General features: G+C 34.6%; 16 protein-coding genes and 2 pseudogenes. 13 read left to right on the top strand and 5 right to left on the bottom strand.

Going from position 1 to position 15551, the window contains the following annotated elements; all coding sequences use genetic code 11:
• Window positions 1–14: 14 nt before the first annotated feature.
• The 7 genes from JNUCC51_RS01755 to JNUCC51_RS01725 all read left to right on the top strand — a co-directional run bounded on the left by JNUCC51_RS01755 (window position 15) and on the right by JNUCC51_RS01725 (window position 4637).
• Window positions 15–809: a MerR family transcriptional regulator gene (locus JNUCC51_RS01755; RefSeq protein ID WP_337990550.1), complete on the top strand. Its 795-nt coding sequence runs from the start codon at window positions 15–17 to the stop codon at window positions 807–809.
• A 182-nt stretch (window positions 810–991) separates the two neighbouring features.
• Window positions 992–1720, top strand: coding sequence for an NDxxF motif lipoprotein (locus JNUCC51_RS01750; protein ID WP_337990549.1), 729 nt, complete (start codon window positions 992–994; stop codon window positions 1718–1720).
• A 159-nt stretch (window positions 1721–1879) separates the two neighbouring features.
• The gene (locus tag JNUCC51_RS01745) at window positions 1880–2713 is read left to right on the top strand and encodes a CPBP family intramembrane glutamic endopeptidase (RefSeq protein WP_337990548.1); all 834 of its coding nucleotides are present in this window, start codon (window positions 1880–1882) and stop codon (window positions 2711–2713) included.
• 109 nt (window positions 2714–2822) lie between these two features.
• Window positions 2823–3041 (top strand): hypothetical protein, encoded by a 219-nt coding sequence (locus JNUCC51_RS01740; protein ID WP_337990547.1) that lies wholly within the window; start codon window positions 2823–2825, stop codon window positions 3039–3041.
• 186 nt (window positions 3042–3227) lie between these two features.
• The gene (locus JNUCC51_RS01735; RefSeq protein WP_337990546.1) at window positions 3228–3542 is read left to right on the top strand and encodes a thioredoxin family protein; all 315 of its coding nucleotides are present in this window, start codon (window positions 3228–3230) and stop codon (window positions 3540–3542) included.
• Between the two features lie 284 nt (window positions 3543–3826).
• A complete protein-coding gene (locus JNUCC51_RS01730; protein ID WP_337990545.1) occupies window positions 3827–4036 on the top strand; it encodes a hypothetical protein in 210 nt (69 codons plus the stop codon).
• Window positions 4037–4259: 223 nt separating this feature from the next.
• On the top strand, window positions 4260–4637 hold the full coding sequence (locus JNUCC51_RS01725) for an SET domain-containing protein (protein WP_337990544.1): 378 nt from the start codon (window positions 4260–4262) through the stop codon (window positions 4635–4637).
• 366 nt (window positions 4638–5003) lie between these two features.
• Here the strand turns inward: JNUCC51_RS01725 and JNUCC51_RS01720 are convergent, their stop codons facing one another.
• Entirely contained in the window at window positions 5004–5891 is an 888-nt protein-coding gene (locus JNUCC51_RS01720) for a LysR family transcriptional regulator (protein WP_337990543.1), read from the bottom strand.
• Window positions 5892–6009: 118 nt separating this feature from the next.
• Between JNUCC51_RS01720 and JNUCC51_RS01715 the strand changes: the two genes are divergently transcribed.
• The 4 genes from JNUCC51_RS01715 (at window position 6010) to JNUCC51_RS01705 (ending at window position 8995) form a co-directional block, all read left to right on the top strand.
• Window positions 6010–7380: an MFS transporter gene (locus JNUCC51_RS01715; RefSeq protein WP_337990542.1), complete on the top strand. Its 1371-nt coding sequence runs from the start codon at window positions 6010–6012 to the stop codon at window positions 7378–7380.
• Between the two features lie 175 nt (window positions 7381–7555).
• Entirely contained in the window at window positions 7556–7711 is a 156-nt protein-coding gene (locus JNUCC51_RS24750; protein WP_443136991.1) for a DUF4362 domain-containing protein, read from the top strand.
• 316 nt (window positions 7712–8027) lie between these two features.
• Window positions 8028–8360, top strand: coding sequence for a hypothetical protein (locus tag JNUCC51_RS01710; RefSeq protein ID WP_443136971.1), 333 nt, complete (start codon window positions 8028–8030; stop codon window positions 8358–8360).
• A gap of 347 nt (window positions 8361–8707) precedes the next feature.
• Window positions 8708–8995 carry a hypothetical protein gene (locus JNUCC51_RS01705; RefSeq protein WP_337990541.1) on the top strand — a complete coding sequence of 96 codons (288 nt, stop codon included), beginning with the start codon at window positions 8708–8710 and terminating at the stop codon, window positions 8993–8995.
• Window positions 8996–9279: 284 nt separating this feature from the next.
• Here the strand turns inward: JNUCC51_RS01705 and JNUCC51_RS01700 are convergent, their stop codons facing one another.
• Both JNUCC51_RS01700 and JNUCC51_RS01695 read right to left on the bottom strand, forming a co-directional pair.
• Window positions 9280–9426 (bottom strand): YrzI family small protein, encoded by a 147-nt coding sequence (locus tag JNUCC51_RS01700; protein WP_337990540.1) that lies wholly within the window; start codon window positions 9424–9426, stop codon window positions 9280–9282.
• 858 nt (window positions 9427–10284) lie between these two features.
• Window positions 10285–11712 carry a serine hydrolase domain-containing protein gene (locus tag JNUCC51_RS01695; protein ID WP_337990539.1) on the bottom strand — a complete coding sequence of 476 codons (1428 nt, stop codon included), beginning with the start codon at window positions 11710–11712 and terminating at the stop codon, window positions 10285–10287.
• A gap of 145 nt (window positions 11713–11857) precedes the next feature.
• On the opposite strand from JNUCC51_RS01695, the gene JNUCC51_RS01690 reads away from it, so the two are divergent.
• Window positions 11858–12337 carry a PadR family transcriptional regulator gene (locus JNUCC51_RS01690; RefSeq protein ID WP_337990538.1) on the top strand — a complete coding sequence of 160 codons (480 nt, stop codon included), beginning with the start codon at window positions 11858–11860 and terminating at the stop codon, window positions 12335–12337.
• 576 nt (window positions 12338–12913) lie between these two features.
• Here the strand turns inward: JNUCC51_RS01690 and JNUCC51_RS01680 are convergent.
• Window positions 12914–14125 (bottom strand): annotated as a pseudogene (locus JNUCC51_RS01680) (IS110 family RNA-guided transposase).
• 430 nt (window positions 14126–14555) lie between these two features.
• Between JNUCC51_RS01680 and JNUCC51_RS01675 the strand changes: the two are divergent.
• Window positions 14556–15122: a GNAT family N-acetyltransferase gene (locus JNUCC51_RS01675; RefSeq protein WP_337990537.1), complete on the top strand. Its 567-nt coding sequence runs from the start codon at window positions 14556–14558 to the stop codon at window positions 15120–15122.
• Between the two features lie 111 nt (window positions 15123–15233).
• Here the strand turns inward: JNUCC51_RS01675 and JNUCC51_RS01670 are convergent.
• A pseudogene (locus JNUCC51_RS01670) lies at window positions 15234–15493 on the bottom strand (tyrosine-type recombinase/integrase); the annotation flags it as partial.
• Window positions 15494–15551 lie beyond the last annotated feature (58 nt).

The raw sequence follows: 15551 nt of genomic DNA, 5'->3' as shown, positions 1-15551 counted from the left end.
GATAGGAGATCAAAATGTACACAATTGGGCAGGTAGCTAATTTTTTAGGTGTATCTAGAGATACCTTGAAATTTTACGAGGAAAAGGAATTAGTAAAACCAAAGCAAAATATGGAGAATGGGTATAGAAAATATAATCATTATGATATTTATGATATAACAACTGTAAATTTTTATAGAGAGATTGATATTGAAATTAAAAAAATCCAGGAATTAAGAAAAAGTAAGAGTATTGAGGGAATACATTCATTATTAGAAGAGAAAGAACAGGAAGTTTTACAGGAAATAGAGTATAAAAAGCTTCTTTTAAAAAAGCTTCAAATAGTAAAAGAGGATTGTGAGAAAATTAAACAATTTTTAGGACAATACATAGTTAAGGAAATGAAACCTTTAGAAATAAAGGGGGAGATAGAACATTTTACTGCCTATGATAAATATGACACTCTAAAAAAGAATGCAGACAACTTAAAAAAAGCAGTTACACTCAAATCTTTAAGAAGAGTCATCAGTTTCAATGAAGAAGGTATGATAGAAGATAAATTTATAATTGTAAGAAAAGTGGAAGACGCTGATGAAGAAATAAAAGGCGAAATTCTATCTCATCCAAAATGTATATATACAATTATGGAGGATGGGAGATGGTCAACTGGTGGAAAAAATATTGATCATAACGTGGAAGCGAGTATAAGAAACGTAGCAATAGAAAAAGGATATGATCTTTCGGGGCAAGTTTATATAAATCTATTACTGACCACTTATGAAGATGGACTTGAACGTGTATTTTTAGAGATTTATGCACCTATAAAGTGAACTTATTATATCATCGCCTTGCATAGGAGGTATACTTTATTCAACTTAATTTCACCAAGGAAGAGCCCTTTATTATTTAGGTGTTCTTCCTTTTATTTGGATATAATGCTTGCGAACTCAGGAGTTATAGTGTACTATTTAACTAGTACACTGTGACTCAAGGTGTATGAGGAAGAGCCTATTTGAGATTAAATTATTTATTGCAACATGGTTCGTTCACTGCACATGAGGAAGTAGAGAGGATTCGAGAAGAAAGCGTGAAATTAATGACAAAATGGATTGAAAAGGAGATTAGTATGAAAAAATTTATTTTATATCTACTAATGGTTTTCACAATTGTATTGATGTGTGCTTGTTCACACGATACAACACCTAACGAAGAAAGTAATAAAGAAAGTAATGAAGAAAGTAATGGGAAATCTGTTAACAATGTACTTGTTAAAATTCCTGACGATATATTTGTTTCTAATAAAAAGAATGAAACTATTAGTGAAGACGAAATGAAAGCAAGTATAAAAAAGTATATGGATTATAGTCATGTGTTAGACAAAGAAATGGAGATAATTGTTTATAAATATGAGGATGCTACTAAATCTGATCAGGAAAAATTACATAAATTAGTAGCTGAAGGGGAAAAGAATGATACCAATTTCAATGATTTTATTAGTAATAATAATATCCCTGATGATTATAAAGAACCTTCAAAGACAATCTATGAATTTGTTTCATCCATCAGAGCAACTTTAATACAATTTGAAGATGAAATTGTTGGAATGGCCGAAAGTGGTAACTTGACGGATATATCAAATTTTGCTTCAGAGCATTTTACTAAAGCGAACGGAAGGCAGCAATTAAAAATCGAAAAATTTTTAGATGAGAAAAATATTAAAACTACATATTTCGATGAATAGAAAGAATATTTTAATTACCCTTTAAGTTTTTGAAGGGTATTTTTTTATTCGGTGAATTTTGAGACGGTAAGAGTGTTGACCTGTGAGTTACCCCTAGGTTTAAGCTTAAGGTATTCTTAAAATTTTTAATAAAACTTTAGTTTGAAGCGGGGAAAATACATGTATAGAGAAAAGAAACTAAAAAAACCAGTAGCAAGTTTTATTTTACTGACCAATATCATTTTTTTGCCACTTTTTTGTCTTGTAGGTGCCACAAGCGTGTTAGGATTTCCTAAATGGGTTTTTGATGTAATGCTCTGTATATCAGCTTGGTCATCAACTTTTGCTTTTGCAATATTATTTAAAAAAATCTATCCTGGGCAAAGTTTTATGCAATTTGTAAAATATAAATTCAAGAATAAACTTAAGTTTTCTGTGATTTTCATTGCAATTATGATTCAAGCTTTCATATTTTTGATGATTTTGTTTATTGTATCTAATACTAGTGAAGTAGACTCTATTTTTACTGTTTCTTCATGGGGAATGCTAATCTATTACTTTTTTAACCACTTTCTTTCTGGGCCACTAGGAGAAGAATTAGGGTGGAGAGGTTTCGCTCAAATGGAGCTCCAAAAAAAGCATTCGCCATTAAAAGCTTCGATAATAATAGGGTTTTGGTGGGGGATGTGGCATTTACCAATATGGTTTACTACAGGGCTTGTGGGTGTTGATTTAATCAAATATATTCTACTCTTTATGATCGCAATCATGTCTACTAAGATCGTCATGACAGCATTTCATAATTTAAATCAAAATTTAATCGTCCCAATCATTATCCACCAATTCTTTAATTTTTTTATGGGCCTAATAAACGGAAAATTAATTGATTTACTCATGTATAACGCCATTTTTTACTTCATTGTAGCCGTTTTAATCATCATTATTAATCCAAAGAACGTATTGTACGGAAAGGAAGATACAAACGTTATTCATGCAAAACAATTCATGGTTTAGTGTTAGTTAAGCGAGAGGAGCGGCAGTTGATCAACGAACGGCTATATTAAGTGGGGTTTTTAATCACAGAGCAAATGTGCAAATTTGAGCAATACGGAGGAGAAATGAGATGGAGAGAAAAAATTTGCTTGTCGTTCCCGTGTCAGATTTTGAAACAGAGATAGGGCGCTGGATATGGTGTTTAGAAGATGTTAGGCGTACGCTTTTAGAAAAAATTTCAGGAATAAGTCAGCAACAGCTCGATGCCAAACTAAACGGTCACTCAATTGGATCATTGTTATATCATATAGCATTAACTTCTATCAGCGGGTGTACAAACATCCGCTGATAGAAGTTAAAGGATATAAAGCCGCGAAGGCAGTTGTTTTCGACAGTATTATTTAAAAAATTTTTCGCTTAATTATGGATATAAAAGATCTTTAATGTGTGATAAAGGGAGAGAGTAGGGTCTAATAATAATTATTAGCATATTATAACTTCAAGATTTGTATTTCCACAAAGGAGGAAAAGAGTTATGTCGATTGTTCATGTAACAACAAAGAAAGAATTAAAAGAACACTTAAAAACTAAAAAAGTTGTGTTATTAAATTTCTGGGCCGAGTGGTGTGGCCCCTGTAAAATGCTTGCAGGAGTTCTTAATCAACTTAGTGAAGAATTCAGTGGTAAGATAAAAATTATCAAAGTGAATATTGAAAAAAGCCCAGATATTGCAGCAGAATTTAAGGTAATGGGCATTCCTCATTCCCGATTGATTATTCACAATAAATCATATGAACCCATTGTTGGATATGTACCTTTTGAACAACTAAAACAGATGATTGGAATTTGATGTATTCAATTATGGTTGGAGGACCCGCATAATAGATCTTTCTAGAGTCTTTCCGAATTTCGGAAAAGTGGAAATTTAACATTGAAATCCTAACTTTTTGGGGATAGAAACCGTTGACGCATCAATCTTTGTAGTGAGATATTAGATAACGATATCTTGAATCTGTTTAATTATGTACCAGTTCATGTTATAATAAGTAGCTTAAGGTAATTAAGACGTTCCTTATAATTGAACAGATGCCAAGAAAGCCTTCGCATTGAGATAAAATATAGAGGTGTAAGAGATTGAATAAAAAATGGACAATTGATAAAATTAAAGAATTTGTTGAGAATAATTCGGAAAGTAAGTTACTAACGACAGAATATCACGGTTTTTCTCAAAAGTTACTATTAAAATGTGAATGTGGTAGCAAATTTGAAAAAACATTTACTAAATTTAAAAATAAACATCAACGTAAATGTGACGTCTGCCAACCACCAAAAGAGTCACGCTAAACGTATAAATGATCAACAAAGTGTTTAAAGAGTAGATGGCGTTATTTTCATATTGACGATTTTGATCAGATCACTTTATGCTAGTTTGAAAAAAATTACCTCTTACTCTGAAAAGATTTTGAAGTAACATACTTAGGCAAACGACGCAGATTTAAAAAGACCTCAATGTTAAAATTATGTTAAAGCTAGAAAGAATATTTTAAAAGTGAGTAGGAGACCAAACATGATTGAGATAAAAACATCTCCATTAAGTGATGGAGAATTCAATAGAGGGGTATTTGCAACATGTGATATCAAAAAAGGAGAGCTTTTACACGAAGCACCTGTCATTTCTTATCCAAACGAACAGCATCAATACATTGAGCAAACTTTACTCGGTGATTATGCTTTTGAGTATGGGATAGGTCAATCAGCTATCCTTCTTGGTTATGGAATGTTGTTTAACCATTCATATGAACCTAATGCAATATATGAGATTAATTTTAAAAATCGCACATTTGACTTCTTTGCTTATACGGATATAAAAGCAGGAGATGAAATTTTAATCAATTATAACGGCGATGTTGATGATAAAGAGCTACTATGGTTTGATCAGGAATAAAAGGATTTACAATAAATCGGGGCGTTGATCCAAGAAGGATTGACGCTTTTTTTTGTTGACGTATTGCATAAATCCTCAGGCTGTCAACGGGGAGCTTACTTGAAGATCATTGAGCTGTTTTAAGTTGGGTACAAATGAGTTGTATATAGACAGGAATTTGGGTTTGAGAAACATTATTAATCAAACTCAATTTCAAAACTACCACTTTCACTTATTCTATCTTAAATAACATTAGATCTTTCAGAACATAAAAAACTTCTAACAAATAAACATACTATGCACGTTATTCGTTAGAAGTTATAATACTCCATTTAGTGGTAGAATGTTCCATGACCCAATCGAATCGGTATGAGTCATGACGTATGATTAATTGGACTGGTTCGATATTGTCTCAAAATAGTCCAGAACAACCTCGCGGAATTCCAAAGAAGCTTGCGTCATGTACCGACTTTTATGCCATAATAAAGCGATATCACGTACAAGTTCGTGATTCTCAACTTGCAAATATTTAATCTTTTCCGATGACATTTTTGCTGTGCTTGGTATGAAGGCAAGTCCAATTTCAGCTTCTACAAGTGTAATCAGACGTGTAGGTTCATCACCCTCATACACATATTTAAGGTCAAATCCAGCCGATTTGCATACAGAGTCTACTAAATCACGAGTGCTGTAGCCTTTTTTCACACCGACAAAGCATTCATCCTTTAGTTCTGTTAAAGATACGCTACTTCGGTCTGCCAGCCGATGCCCCATAGGAACAGCTACAAGAATGGGATCAACGAAGACAACTTGACATTCGATGTCTTCCCCTTGAAAAGGAGAGGACGACAAGCAAAAATCGACTTCACCTCGATGTAAAAGAGTGACCATTTCCATTGTGGTCAGCATTTGCACATGAAATTGGATATTAGGCCGTTTTTTACGAAACTCTCGTAGAATCTGGGGCAATGTGCTTGCAGTGGTTACCGCCAGCTTGAGTGTGCCAGATTCTGCGTTGGACAAATCGCTAATCTCCTGCTTCCCCTGTTCCAACTCAAACAAAGCCCTTTCCGCACGACGAATGAATTTGTTGCCAAAATCATTTAATCGCAGTTTCCTACCTGTTCGATCAAATAAAGGTACCCCTAAATCTTCTTCCAGACGTTGAATCGTTTTGCTTAGCGACGATTGCGTAACGTGGAGACTTCGTGCAGCTTCGGTTACATGCTCTAATCGAGCTACCTCTAGAAAATATTGTAGTTGAAGAAGTTCCATTTCTTTTTATCTCCAATCATTCCTTTTGATCAATGATATCATAACTTTAAATGCGTTGGAATGAATGTAAAGTTTCAAGTAAGATATCAATGTAACAAATGTAAAGGGGGATAAAAAAGTGAATTCTCGTAGCAGGTGGTTAATGATATCCGTTGGACTAGGAATATTATTAAACCCTTTAAATTCATCAATGATTTCTGTTGCTATTGCTAGGTTGCAACATGTGTATAGAATTGATTTTACCTCTGTTTCCTGGATTGTATTTTCTTTTTATATCGCTAGTGCTATCGCCCAACCTATAATGGGGAAGGCTAGTGATTTATTCGGTCGGAGAAAGATATTTCTGGCTGGTCTTGTTGTATCCTTAGTTTCTTCTATTCTGGCTCCATTTTCTCCGAATTTTGGATGGCTTATCGTGTCCCGAATTGTGCAATCAATCGGAACTAGTATGTTGATTGCAGTTGGAACAGCAATTGTACGCATTCATATTACAGAAAAGCAAGCAGATGCTTTGGCAGGTTTGTCGATTTTCCTATCTGGTGCGGCAGCTATAGGACCTTTTGCTGGAGGAGTACTTATTCAATGGTGGGACTGGCAGGCGATCTTCTTTGTCAATATTCCGTTTGTAGTGGCAAGCTTTATATTAGCTTGGAAAATGATTCCTAACGATGGGTCGGCAGCAACGGTTTCACGTGACATGTCGTTTCGAAAATTACTTGGTGTGATTGATGTGGTAGGAATTCTGCTCTTTGCGGTGGGTCTGATTGCCCTTCTAGTTGGCTTGCTGTCAGCGAAATCATCTGGGCATTTCTCTTTGTGGAGTATTATCTTTGTATTAATAGGGCTCGTAGCGTTGGGAATATTCGTACGACATGAGTTAAAAACCACGTCGCCCTTTATTCCTTTGCGCACCTTCGCCAAATATCCAGGGATGACTTGGGTCAATATACAATATTTGCTCGTTAACTTACTTTATTATTCACTCTTTTTCGGGATTCCATCATACCTGCAAATGGTGCGTCATGTCAGCGAATTCCAGACAGGTATTCTTATGTTAACCTTGGGCTTGAGCTCGATTGTAGCTTCGCCAATAGCAGGGAAATGGGTCGGTAAATCGGGACCCAGACCTGCATTGATTATATCCTCATTACTGATGCTAGTGGGGTCAGTGTGGATCGTGACATGGACACAAAGTTCACCGGTCATCAGTGTGTGCCTGGCGTTAGCCGCATTCGGTATTAGCAACGGGCTAAACGCTGTTGGTATGCAGGCGGCTTTGTTTAAAAGCTCACCAAAAGAAATCGCTGGTGTAGCATCTGGTTTATTTAATACATCGAGATACTTGGGAACAATTTTATCTTCACTGTTGACAGGCATCATTATGGGAGGTACGTTCAACTTTATAGGATTCCGATTGCTGGGAGTTTTCCTAACAGTCATTGCATTGGTCTTAGTATTTATAAGTCTGCGAATCAGATATTCTGAATAACTTTATATAGGGGAGAGTGATAAAGTTGAAAAAAATTAGTTTAATTTCTGTCTTTAACACTTTTTCAATAGTGATACTTGGTTGCCAACAAGAAAGTAAAATTAACAATCCACAGAAATCTTATTCTTCTGAGGAGGCAATAGAGAATGGAGATGTAGTCAATCTTCATGGATAAATTAGTAACTTAGATAGATTTGAGAGTTTTATAGAAAATGTTGAGAGTGGTGTTAAAGATGAAATTCGTATCTCAATGTACACTATTGAAGAAGACCCTATTTTCTATAATTTAAATTATAATGGTAACAAAATTCAATATATTAATAATTCATAGGATGGATATACAGGTACTGGAAAAGGAATAGAATCAAGAAATACAGGGAATGGAGTTGAATATTATTTAAGTGAGTGTTCTTCGGAAGTTGGCAATTCTTTCAACTTTCGAGTTTCGGAATAAAGAGCAGTAGAAATCATGTGAAATATTTTACTTATGCTAACGGGAGCGATTGTTCAATAGAGCATTCGCTTTTTGACTAAAGGAGAAGGTTAGTTTATTAACGGTGCAGCTAAGTTCAATAAACTAGTCTCAAATATTAAACTTACATATCCATTGAAAATGATGAATAATACATCATTAAAAGGTGGTAGAAATGGGGTTGATTTATTTGGATGAGTTGAAGAAAGTTGTACTTAGATTATTTGAGATCATTGTCATCTTATCGATTGGTTTACTTTTCACAACTTATATTTTAAGACCTATATACGAGAATTTTGGAATTCAATATACAGGAAACGTATGGGTAAACTGGTTTGGGGTTTCTTATATTTTATTCGTATTATACTCGTTGATTGTTGGTTTGTTTATATCTCGGGAAAGTATTCTCTTTAAGCAGCGACTTACATCGGTACTCTTTTGGCTTATTTTTATTGGTTCAATTTATGTAGTTTTTATCCCTTTTATTAAAGGTGAAAATCCATTCTAAGCTAAAAATAAACAAGATATAAAATTTTTAGTTAGTGGGGTAGCATCAGGAAAATGCGGATTTACAATGATAAGTACAAACATACCCAAATGAAAGTTTGGAAACACACTTAAAATCAACAAAATGAAGTTTAGTTATTCCATTAAAAGGCACTTTCACGGAATAAGAATTGCTCCCTTTTTGCTTTTAATGGCCATTTAATATAAGAGGAATGGTTTTATCAGTTCATATGTTAGTCGTAAATCGAAGGAGCGAAGTCTGTTTGGAACAAATTCTTCAACTAACGGCGCAGGTTAGCATAATAATATAGAATATCTGTGGGTAAAATTTGAAATGAGGTGGATTCAATGGAGAATGTTAAATGGATAAATGGAAGCTATAAAGAGGATAACCGTATTTTTGATTCGGAGTTTGAAGTTAAAGAATGGACAGAAGCATTATATCCAGATTTTGTTGCCTATTTAAGTGATAAAAATAATGTAGGATATGCAACACCTGATGAAAAGGTAATTAAATATTTAGCATCCCTTTTTCCTCAATGGGCTGTTTATAACAAATTGCAAGTCAGTGTCTGTACAGGACAAACGGAAATAGATGGTCAAATCATCTATAAAATTTGGACAGTGAAATTATAATTATTTTTACTAATGGTAATTTCCCGAACATTGTAATTCCGCATTTTCTTAAACTACATCAAGTTGTATGTGTAAAATATCGCTTAAAAAAGTGCAAAATACCTCCTGAAGCAACCCGTCCTAGATTAGAACGGGTTAACTTTACGGAGATTAAATAGCTATATTGTCACTTTATATTTCTTCATCTGGTGGCTGTGTCTTTCTCCACCCATAAAACTGCATGACGTCTTTTGATCATATAAATCATTTCAATTCCCACCTTTCATGTTTTTTAATTAACAAAATTAATATTGACGAATACGAATATAATTTTCTACTTTTCTTCGGTTCTCTTCAAAGAATTTTTTCGCATTTTCATTATGAAGTGCTTTCTCATGAGAGATCTCACGTTTTGTAATAGTTATCGTGAGAGCAAAAAAGTTTAATATCATTTATTATCACCTCCTTAAATTACCACAAAAAATGAAAAAAACCGTAGAGAGACTCCTCTACGGTGAAAAAAGGCACAAAAATACCGCAGGGGCACACTTCTCCCTGCGGTATGGGTATGCTTAATTACAAAAAAACCTTAAGCGATCCATTCCGATCTGGTCGAATGTGTGATTTTTATTTTTACTGAAGTTGTAACTACCAATGACATCAATTTAACGATAACGATCATTTCATTCGACCTCCTTAAGAAATTTTTGTTTATTTTATAAGTATATCCATTTTTAAGTTGTTTGTAAACATCTTTTACTAAGATTTCCTGATTGTGTAAATGACTAGAAAAACTCTTTGCTGCTTTACATTGTTAGTTACCTGATTTTTTCGGAGTAGCAAATAGAAGATATAGAAGACATAAAGCCAAAAACATAATTATTATTAAGACAGGGATTCCAGAAATGGTTTAGAATTTTTAAAAAGGATAATTTAAAGGAAAACCCAAACTAAAATTGCGATTTTACGAAATTTTAATGTGCTTGAGAATTTTTGTACTTAAAGTAAAGGGGGCTTTAGTTGAAAATCAATCTTTCTCAATCGGGCGCTTTTCTGAAATATGGAAAGCGTCTTTCTTCATGAAAAGGGGCCAGATTGTTGAATAACAGTCTTTTAAAAAATGTTACCTAACGACGCTTGTGTAAAAATAATATTGTTGTTTAATTTACAATAAAGTCATTTAAAAAATAATATAGTTGTTTAAAAATCCTTATTCCACGAATCGAGCAGGTTAGTGGAAGCAATAGTAACATACCGATAAATTTAAATTTAATTACTTAACATTATGTAAATCTTGGGAGCGAGGTATTTTATCGGTGAGTGTATACAAACCATGTAATGCTGGCTGTTAATAATGCTGACGAAATCAAAGCTGTAAGAACACTATATGTTCGCCAAATAAGTATCGTTGACCAATCGAAAGCACAGCATAGTATACCAAGGGCAATCGTAGCGATCAGGAAAATAACTGTTACGATCATTCTCTTTTTGGTCATTGGCTGCCGCTCATTCGTTTTCCTTTTTCGTAATCCTAAGAGAAATAGCAGAACAGCCAATAGGCAAAGAATAATAGTGATAGACGACAAAATGATATCCAAAAGCTGTGTGCCGCTTATTTCATATGACTGAGTTAGATTGCCGTCTAATATATCTTTTACTTTTAGTACCAGGTTTGTATTGGTATTTGCGCCGTTGCTCAGCAAACAGACGGCTGTTCGTTCATTTAGCAGTATGGCTACTTCGGTTCTGAAATTTGGATTGCCCCCAGTGTGTTCTATAATCGTTTGGTCGGCGTTTACCGACCAGCCTGCCGCATAATACATATCGTTGACAACTGAGACAGACATATCACCCCTATGTGATTTTTCGATAACCGTGTGAAATATTTCGGGTATGTCCTGCACGATACCCATCTGTATGCCCATCCAACGCGCCATATCTTTTGTATTAGAAATGATGTAGCCTGCGGGTTTATTCCCAGCGTAATCCGGAGCTTTAAATGGAGTTGTCATAAAAAAGGAAGAACGGTAGCCCTGCGCCAACTGTCCAGTGGCTTGAGCATCTTCTTTATAAACATACGTCTGGTGAAGACCTAACGGCTGAAATACCTGTTCCCTCATAAAGTCTTCATAGCTTTGTCGCGACACAATCTCAATAACCAAACCCAATACGTCATAATTAACGGTTCCATAGTTATACTGTTCACCGGGAGGGAACGCCAATTCAGCATCTACGAGCATTTCCACAGTCTTTTGCAACATATCCGGTGTATTGCCTTGTGGAATATTTTGAGTATGCCTAATATTTGTTAGACCACTGGTATGGTGAAGAAAGTTATTAAGTGTAAGGCTTTGCATATCAACAGGTTTCCCTTGATACTTTAACGTAAACCAAGGTAAATATTTTTGGACAGGGTCAGTCATTGAGAGCAGCCCTTGCTCTTCCAACAGCATAATACCCATACCGGTAAAAGCTTTACTGACCGAGGCTAACTCATAGAGTGTATTTTCATTTGCAAACAACCCCTTTTCGCGGTCTGCATACCCTGAAGAAAAGTAGAACACTTCATCATCAGCAAGTATTGAGATTGACATTCCCGGCACACCTGATATACGAGTGGCATCATCTAGCAACGCTTGTATTGCCGCAGATTTCGAATCTGACAACGCATAACTTTGTGTTGCGAATCCTGAGAATAATATAAATATCGTTAATACAAAAACAATAATCTTATTCATAAACTCTCCTTTTTGAAAAATTAGGTACCGTCAATAATTTTGTGTAAATAAGTTTTTCCTTTTCTTGTAGACGCTCTTTTATTCTTTAGTTTTGAACTGATTTTCAAGTTCTGCTCGAGCTTTGTCAAAACCTATAGGGTACATGGTGGCGAACCGTTCAAAAAATCATGGGTATGAATTAAAAATAGAGCTAGAATCCCATCTGGGAGTTAAAGGAAAAATTAATCCTGGTCAAATTTATACGACTCTAGACCGTCTAATACGTGATCAACTTGTCTTATCTGTAGGAATGGATGACCAAGAAAGAAAACTTTATGAAATCACTACGGAAGGTAAAAAAGAGTTGGAAAATTGGTTACTGGAACCTGTACCCTATCATTCTACTAAAGAAGACTTTCATTTTAAATGGAGCTGTGCTCGTAAGATTGATTTCGAACAAGAAAAGAAAAAACTTGATCAACAAAAAGCGATGATAATGAAAGATGTCATGGAATTGACTAAATTTAAAACGGAATTTCTTCTTCAAGGTGACGAGAATAGGTATTTATTAATCACTGGTACCCTCTTGCATTTAGAAGCAGATTTAAACTGGATAAATCAAATTGAAAATCGAAATAGACCATAATTCTAGGTCAAGCTGTTCTTCAAGAAGTTTGATTAATTTCTCGTTGTTAAAAGAAGCGTTCACCAAAACATTCACCACTTTCCGTTCGTATAAGATGCTCATATTATACCATTTAAGAAAGTGAATTTGGGGAAAATGGCTATTAGAGTTTACGGATACTCCCACCAGCAAACAAGCAATAGCAACTAAAAAGTGGCAATCACCATATTTTGTTAAAGTGGACGCTACTACTAGTTTATCAATACATGAGCTATTAAAATTATACTCCTTCTAAAATTAGATATCTTTAACTGTGTCATTCAAATTTTTACTTTACATTTCGAGGGCATATGCAGTAGCTTCTTCCACAATCGAGTGCGATTGTGGAGGAAGCGTCGCTGTTTTTATTAAACTAACGGGTTTACTTGAAAATCATTGAGTTGCGTATGCAGCTCTTTCTTACGATTAGTCAAGTATATATAATAACTTTCTTAACTCGCTGATATTATTTTGATAAATTGGGCCATGCCAAATAAGCCTAGTGATTTTTCGATTTTTCATAAGGCTTTAGTATGTTAAACTGATGCTACGACTGTACTAGGGAGCCAACCTGTAGTCGTAGTTTTGATTATGTGTGACAAGAAAGAAGATCGTTTTCAATAACTTGTTTACACATGCGACGGAGGCAACCTCATGACATTTGTTATAGGGTTGCGTTTTTAATTTATCGTAGTACTAAACGATGTGATTTCCACCAAATCGTCGTTGTCTAATCATGTTCTGAACGGTTAGATACATTATTTTACGTAGGTGTTTATTGCCGCGTTTATTAATCTTGTCTCTAGCTATAAACTTCCCGGATTGATACCGCCTAATATCAATACCTGTATAGGCATTCAACTGTCTGTTGTTGTCAAACCTCTGAATGTTTCCAATTTCTGCTATGATTCTGACAGCTGAGTTAGCTCCAATAGCCGGAATACTACGTATTATGCTATATTCTTCAAGCCTTTCGGCTATCGACTCCATTTTACTGATACATTGTTCTTTCTGAAGGAGAAGCTCTTGAAACCGTTTAGCATATACACGAACTTGATCACAAACCACATCTGTTGAAGACGCGGCGGGGTAAGATTGCTTTGCGGCCTCTATTAATTCAATAGCTTTTTCCTCTGCTTTGTTTACTGCCATTCGTTTATTTGTGTTTGCGAGTATTCGATTTTTAATGATTGTTTTTGAATGATTCAAGACTAGATCTGGATGAGGGTATAATTGTACTACGTTTAGGAACAGTTCAGACTTGGTCGTGAAGATATTCTCGAGTTCAGGAAATGTTTCCTGGACGACCTTATGCAATCGACTGCGAGTGACGCTCAATTCATCATCCAATTCGCTGTAGTGTCTCGATAATCGTTTTAACTGACGGTAAACATCATTGGAATCTGTTTCAATCCGTCTTTCGTGCGTAAAGTGTGTGAGTGCCAATCGATGTGCATCACTTCGGTCCGTTTTGTGAATCCGTAAGGAATCACATTGGAGTTTTGCTTCCAAGGGATTTAATAGGCAATAACTATAGTTGTTCTCTTGCATGAAACGTTCCAGTGTTCTTGAATAGACCCCTGTAGATTCAAATACGATATGAGGTTGCTCATCATATCCTTCAATTAAGTTATCAATTAACTTTTTAAGGTCCCTAAATCCCGGACGATTGTGCGCAATTTCCTTTTCCAACTGACATTTTTTCAGCGCGTTATAGACAACCATATAACTCTTTCCCATACTAATATCAAAGGCGATGACATGTTTCATGTTCTCCCTCCTTATGTGTTTTGAAGTCTTCACATTAGCCTTATTGATTCCCATTTCTTATACACGATCTCAAAGGATCCAACATACTTAAACCTGATTCAAATAAGGTTGTGAAGTAGGTCAGTTTTTTTTACGGATTCAAGATCCAAAGAGCTGCCCGACCTATTCTTCACCTCTACTATATAAAAAAATAGTAGTACGAACCAATGCCTTGGTCTGCACTACTAATCTTAGTATGTTTTTCTTAACTAACGGTGCAGGTTAGTTGAATAAGAGGTATGCCGAGGGCAAGAGTTAAACAAAGTAATCATATTAAGGTCACTTTATGCAAATTACGAATATAATAGTTAGAATATTATGTCATTATTGTTATGCAGATATTGTACTAACGAAGCAATACAAAAAAGTAAAAAAATGAGGAGTGGTTACTATGACCATAGATACTGATAAATTTCCCATACTTGAGACTAAAAGATTAATGTTAAGAAAAGTTACAAAAGAAGATGCTAACAGCATTTTGAAATATCTGTCTGATGAAGAAGTAATGAAATATTATGGATTAGAACCTTTTAAATCGATAAAAGATGTCTTGGATGAGATTTCATGGTATCAATCATTACAAAACAACAAAACGGGTATTAGATGGGGAATTACTTTAAAAGAGCAAGGAATTGTTATTGGCAGTTGTGGTTTTCATAACAAAGTCTCCCATCATTTTCGTACTGAAATTGGCTTTGAATTGAGTAAAGAGCAGTGGGGAAAAGGTATAGCACACGAGGCAGTTGAAGCTATAATATGTTACGGATATGAACATATGAATTTTCAAAGGATAGAAGCATTAATCGAGCCACCTAATATCTCATCACAAAAGTTAGTAGAAAAATTAGGTTTTATCAGAGAAGGGTTATTAAGGAATTATGAGTTTACAAATGGTAAATTTGATGATTTATATATGTATTCTTTGTTGAAGCAAGACTTTGATAAAATTAAGAAATAGTTAGACAAGAAATTATTATTAATGTCAGATTGTGAAGATTTCTACTTAAAGGAACGGGTGCATTAATTAAACAGAGAAACATTTATTATGATGTTTCTCTGTTTAAATAAACTAAAAGTACTTCTGATAAAATTCCTTCCTAGCTTTCCACTTAGTTGTGCATAAATCCGAGTAGTTTCACTTTTTTCATGCCCCATTAAACTTTGAATTACTTCAATGGGTGCACCATTGTTTAATAAGTGTGTAGCGTAACTATGTCTTAATTGATGGGGGTGTATATCTTTATTAATTCCAGCACGACTGGGGATTCGTTTAATGATATACCTCATTTGCGCAATACTCATACGATGTGGATTTCTTTCAGTAACAAAATTACTGGATCTGGCTACTGCTATAATAAAACCATATACGATCATTTAATATTAGTTT

Source organism: Lysinibacillus sp. JNUCC 51 (assembly GCF_015999525.1).
Lineage (GTDB): Bacteria > Bacillota > Bacilli > Bacillales_A > Planococcaceae > Lysinibacillus > Lysinibacillus xylanilyticus.
Note: the sequence above shows the minus strand (reverse complement) of the source record. Positions and strands in the feature narration are given on the sequence as shown.

Excerpts from the sequence above, each read along its gene's own strand:
- JNUCC51_RS01755 (WP_337990550.1), top strand. The coding sequence starts at position 15 with ATGTACACAATTGGGCAGGTAGCTAATTTTTTAGGTGTATCTAGAGAT.
- JNUCC51_RS01700 (WP_337990540.1), bottom strand. The coding sequence starts at position 9,426 with ATGATATTAAACTTTTTTGCTCTCACGATAACTATTACAAAACGTGAG.
- JNUCC51_RS01720 (WP_337990543.1), bottom strand. The coding sequence starts at position 5,891 with ATGGAACTTCTTCAACTACAATATTTTCTAGAGGTAGCTCGATTAGAG.
- JNUCC51_RS01675 (WP_337990537.1), top strand. The coding sequence starts at position 14,556 with ATGACCATAGATACTGATAAATTTCCCATACTTGAGACTAAAAGATTA.
- JNUCC51_RS01705 (WP_337990541.1), top strand. The coding sequence starts at position 8,708 with ATGGAGAATGTTAAATGGATAAATGGAAGCTATAAAGAGGATAACCGT.
- JNUCC51_RS01745 (WP_337990548.1), top strand. The coding sequence starts at position 1,880 with ATGTATAGAGAAAAGAAACTAAAAAAACCAGTAGCAAGTTTTATTTTA.
- JNUCC51_RS01740 (WP_337990547.1), top strand. The coding sequence starts at position 2,823 with ATGGAGAGAAAAAATTTGCTTGTCGTTCCCGTGTCAGATTTTGAAACA.
- JNUCC51_RS01725 (WP_337990544.1), top strand. The coding sequence starts at position 4,260 with ATGATTGAGATAAAAACATCTCCATTAAGTGATGGAGAATTCAATAGA.
- JNUCC51_RS01735 (WP_337990546.1), top strand. The coding sequence starts at position 3,228 with ATGTCGATTGTTCATGTAACAACAAAGAAAGAATTAAAAGAACACTTA.
- JNUCC51_RS01710 (WP_443136971.1), top strand. The coding sequence starts at position 8,028 with ATGGGGTTGATTTATTTGGATGAGTTGAAGAAAGTTGTACTTAGATTA.
- JNUCC51_RS01695 (WP_337990539.1), bottom strand. The coding sequence starts at position 11,712 with ATGAATAAGATTATTGTTTTTGTATTAACGATATTTATATTATTCTCA.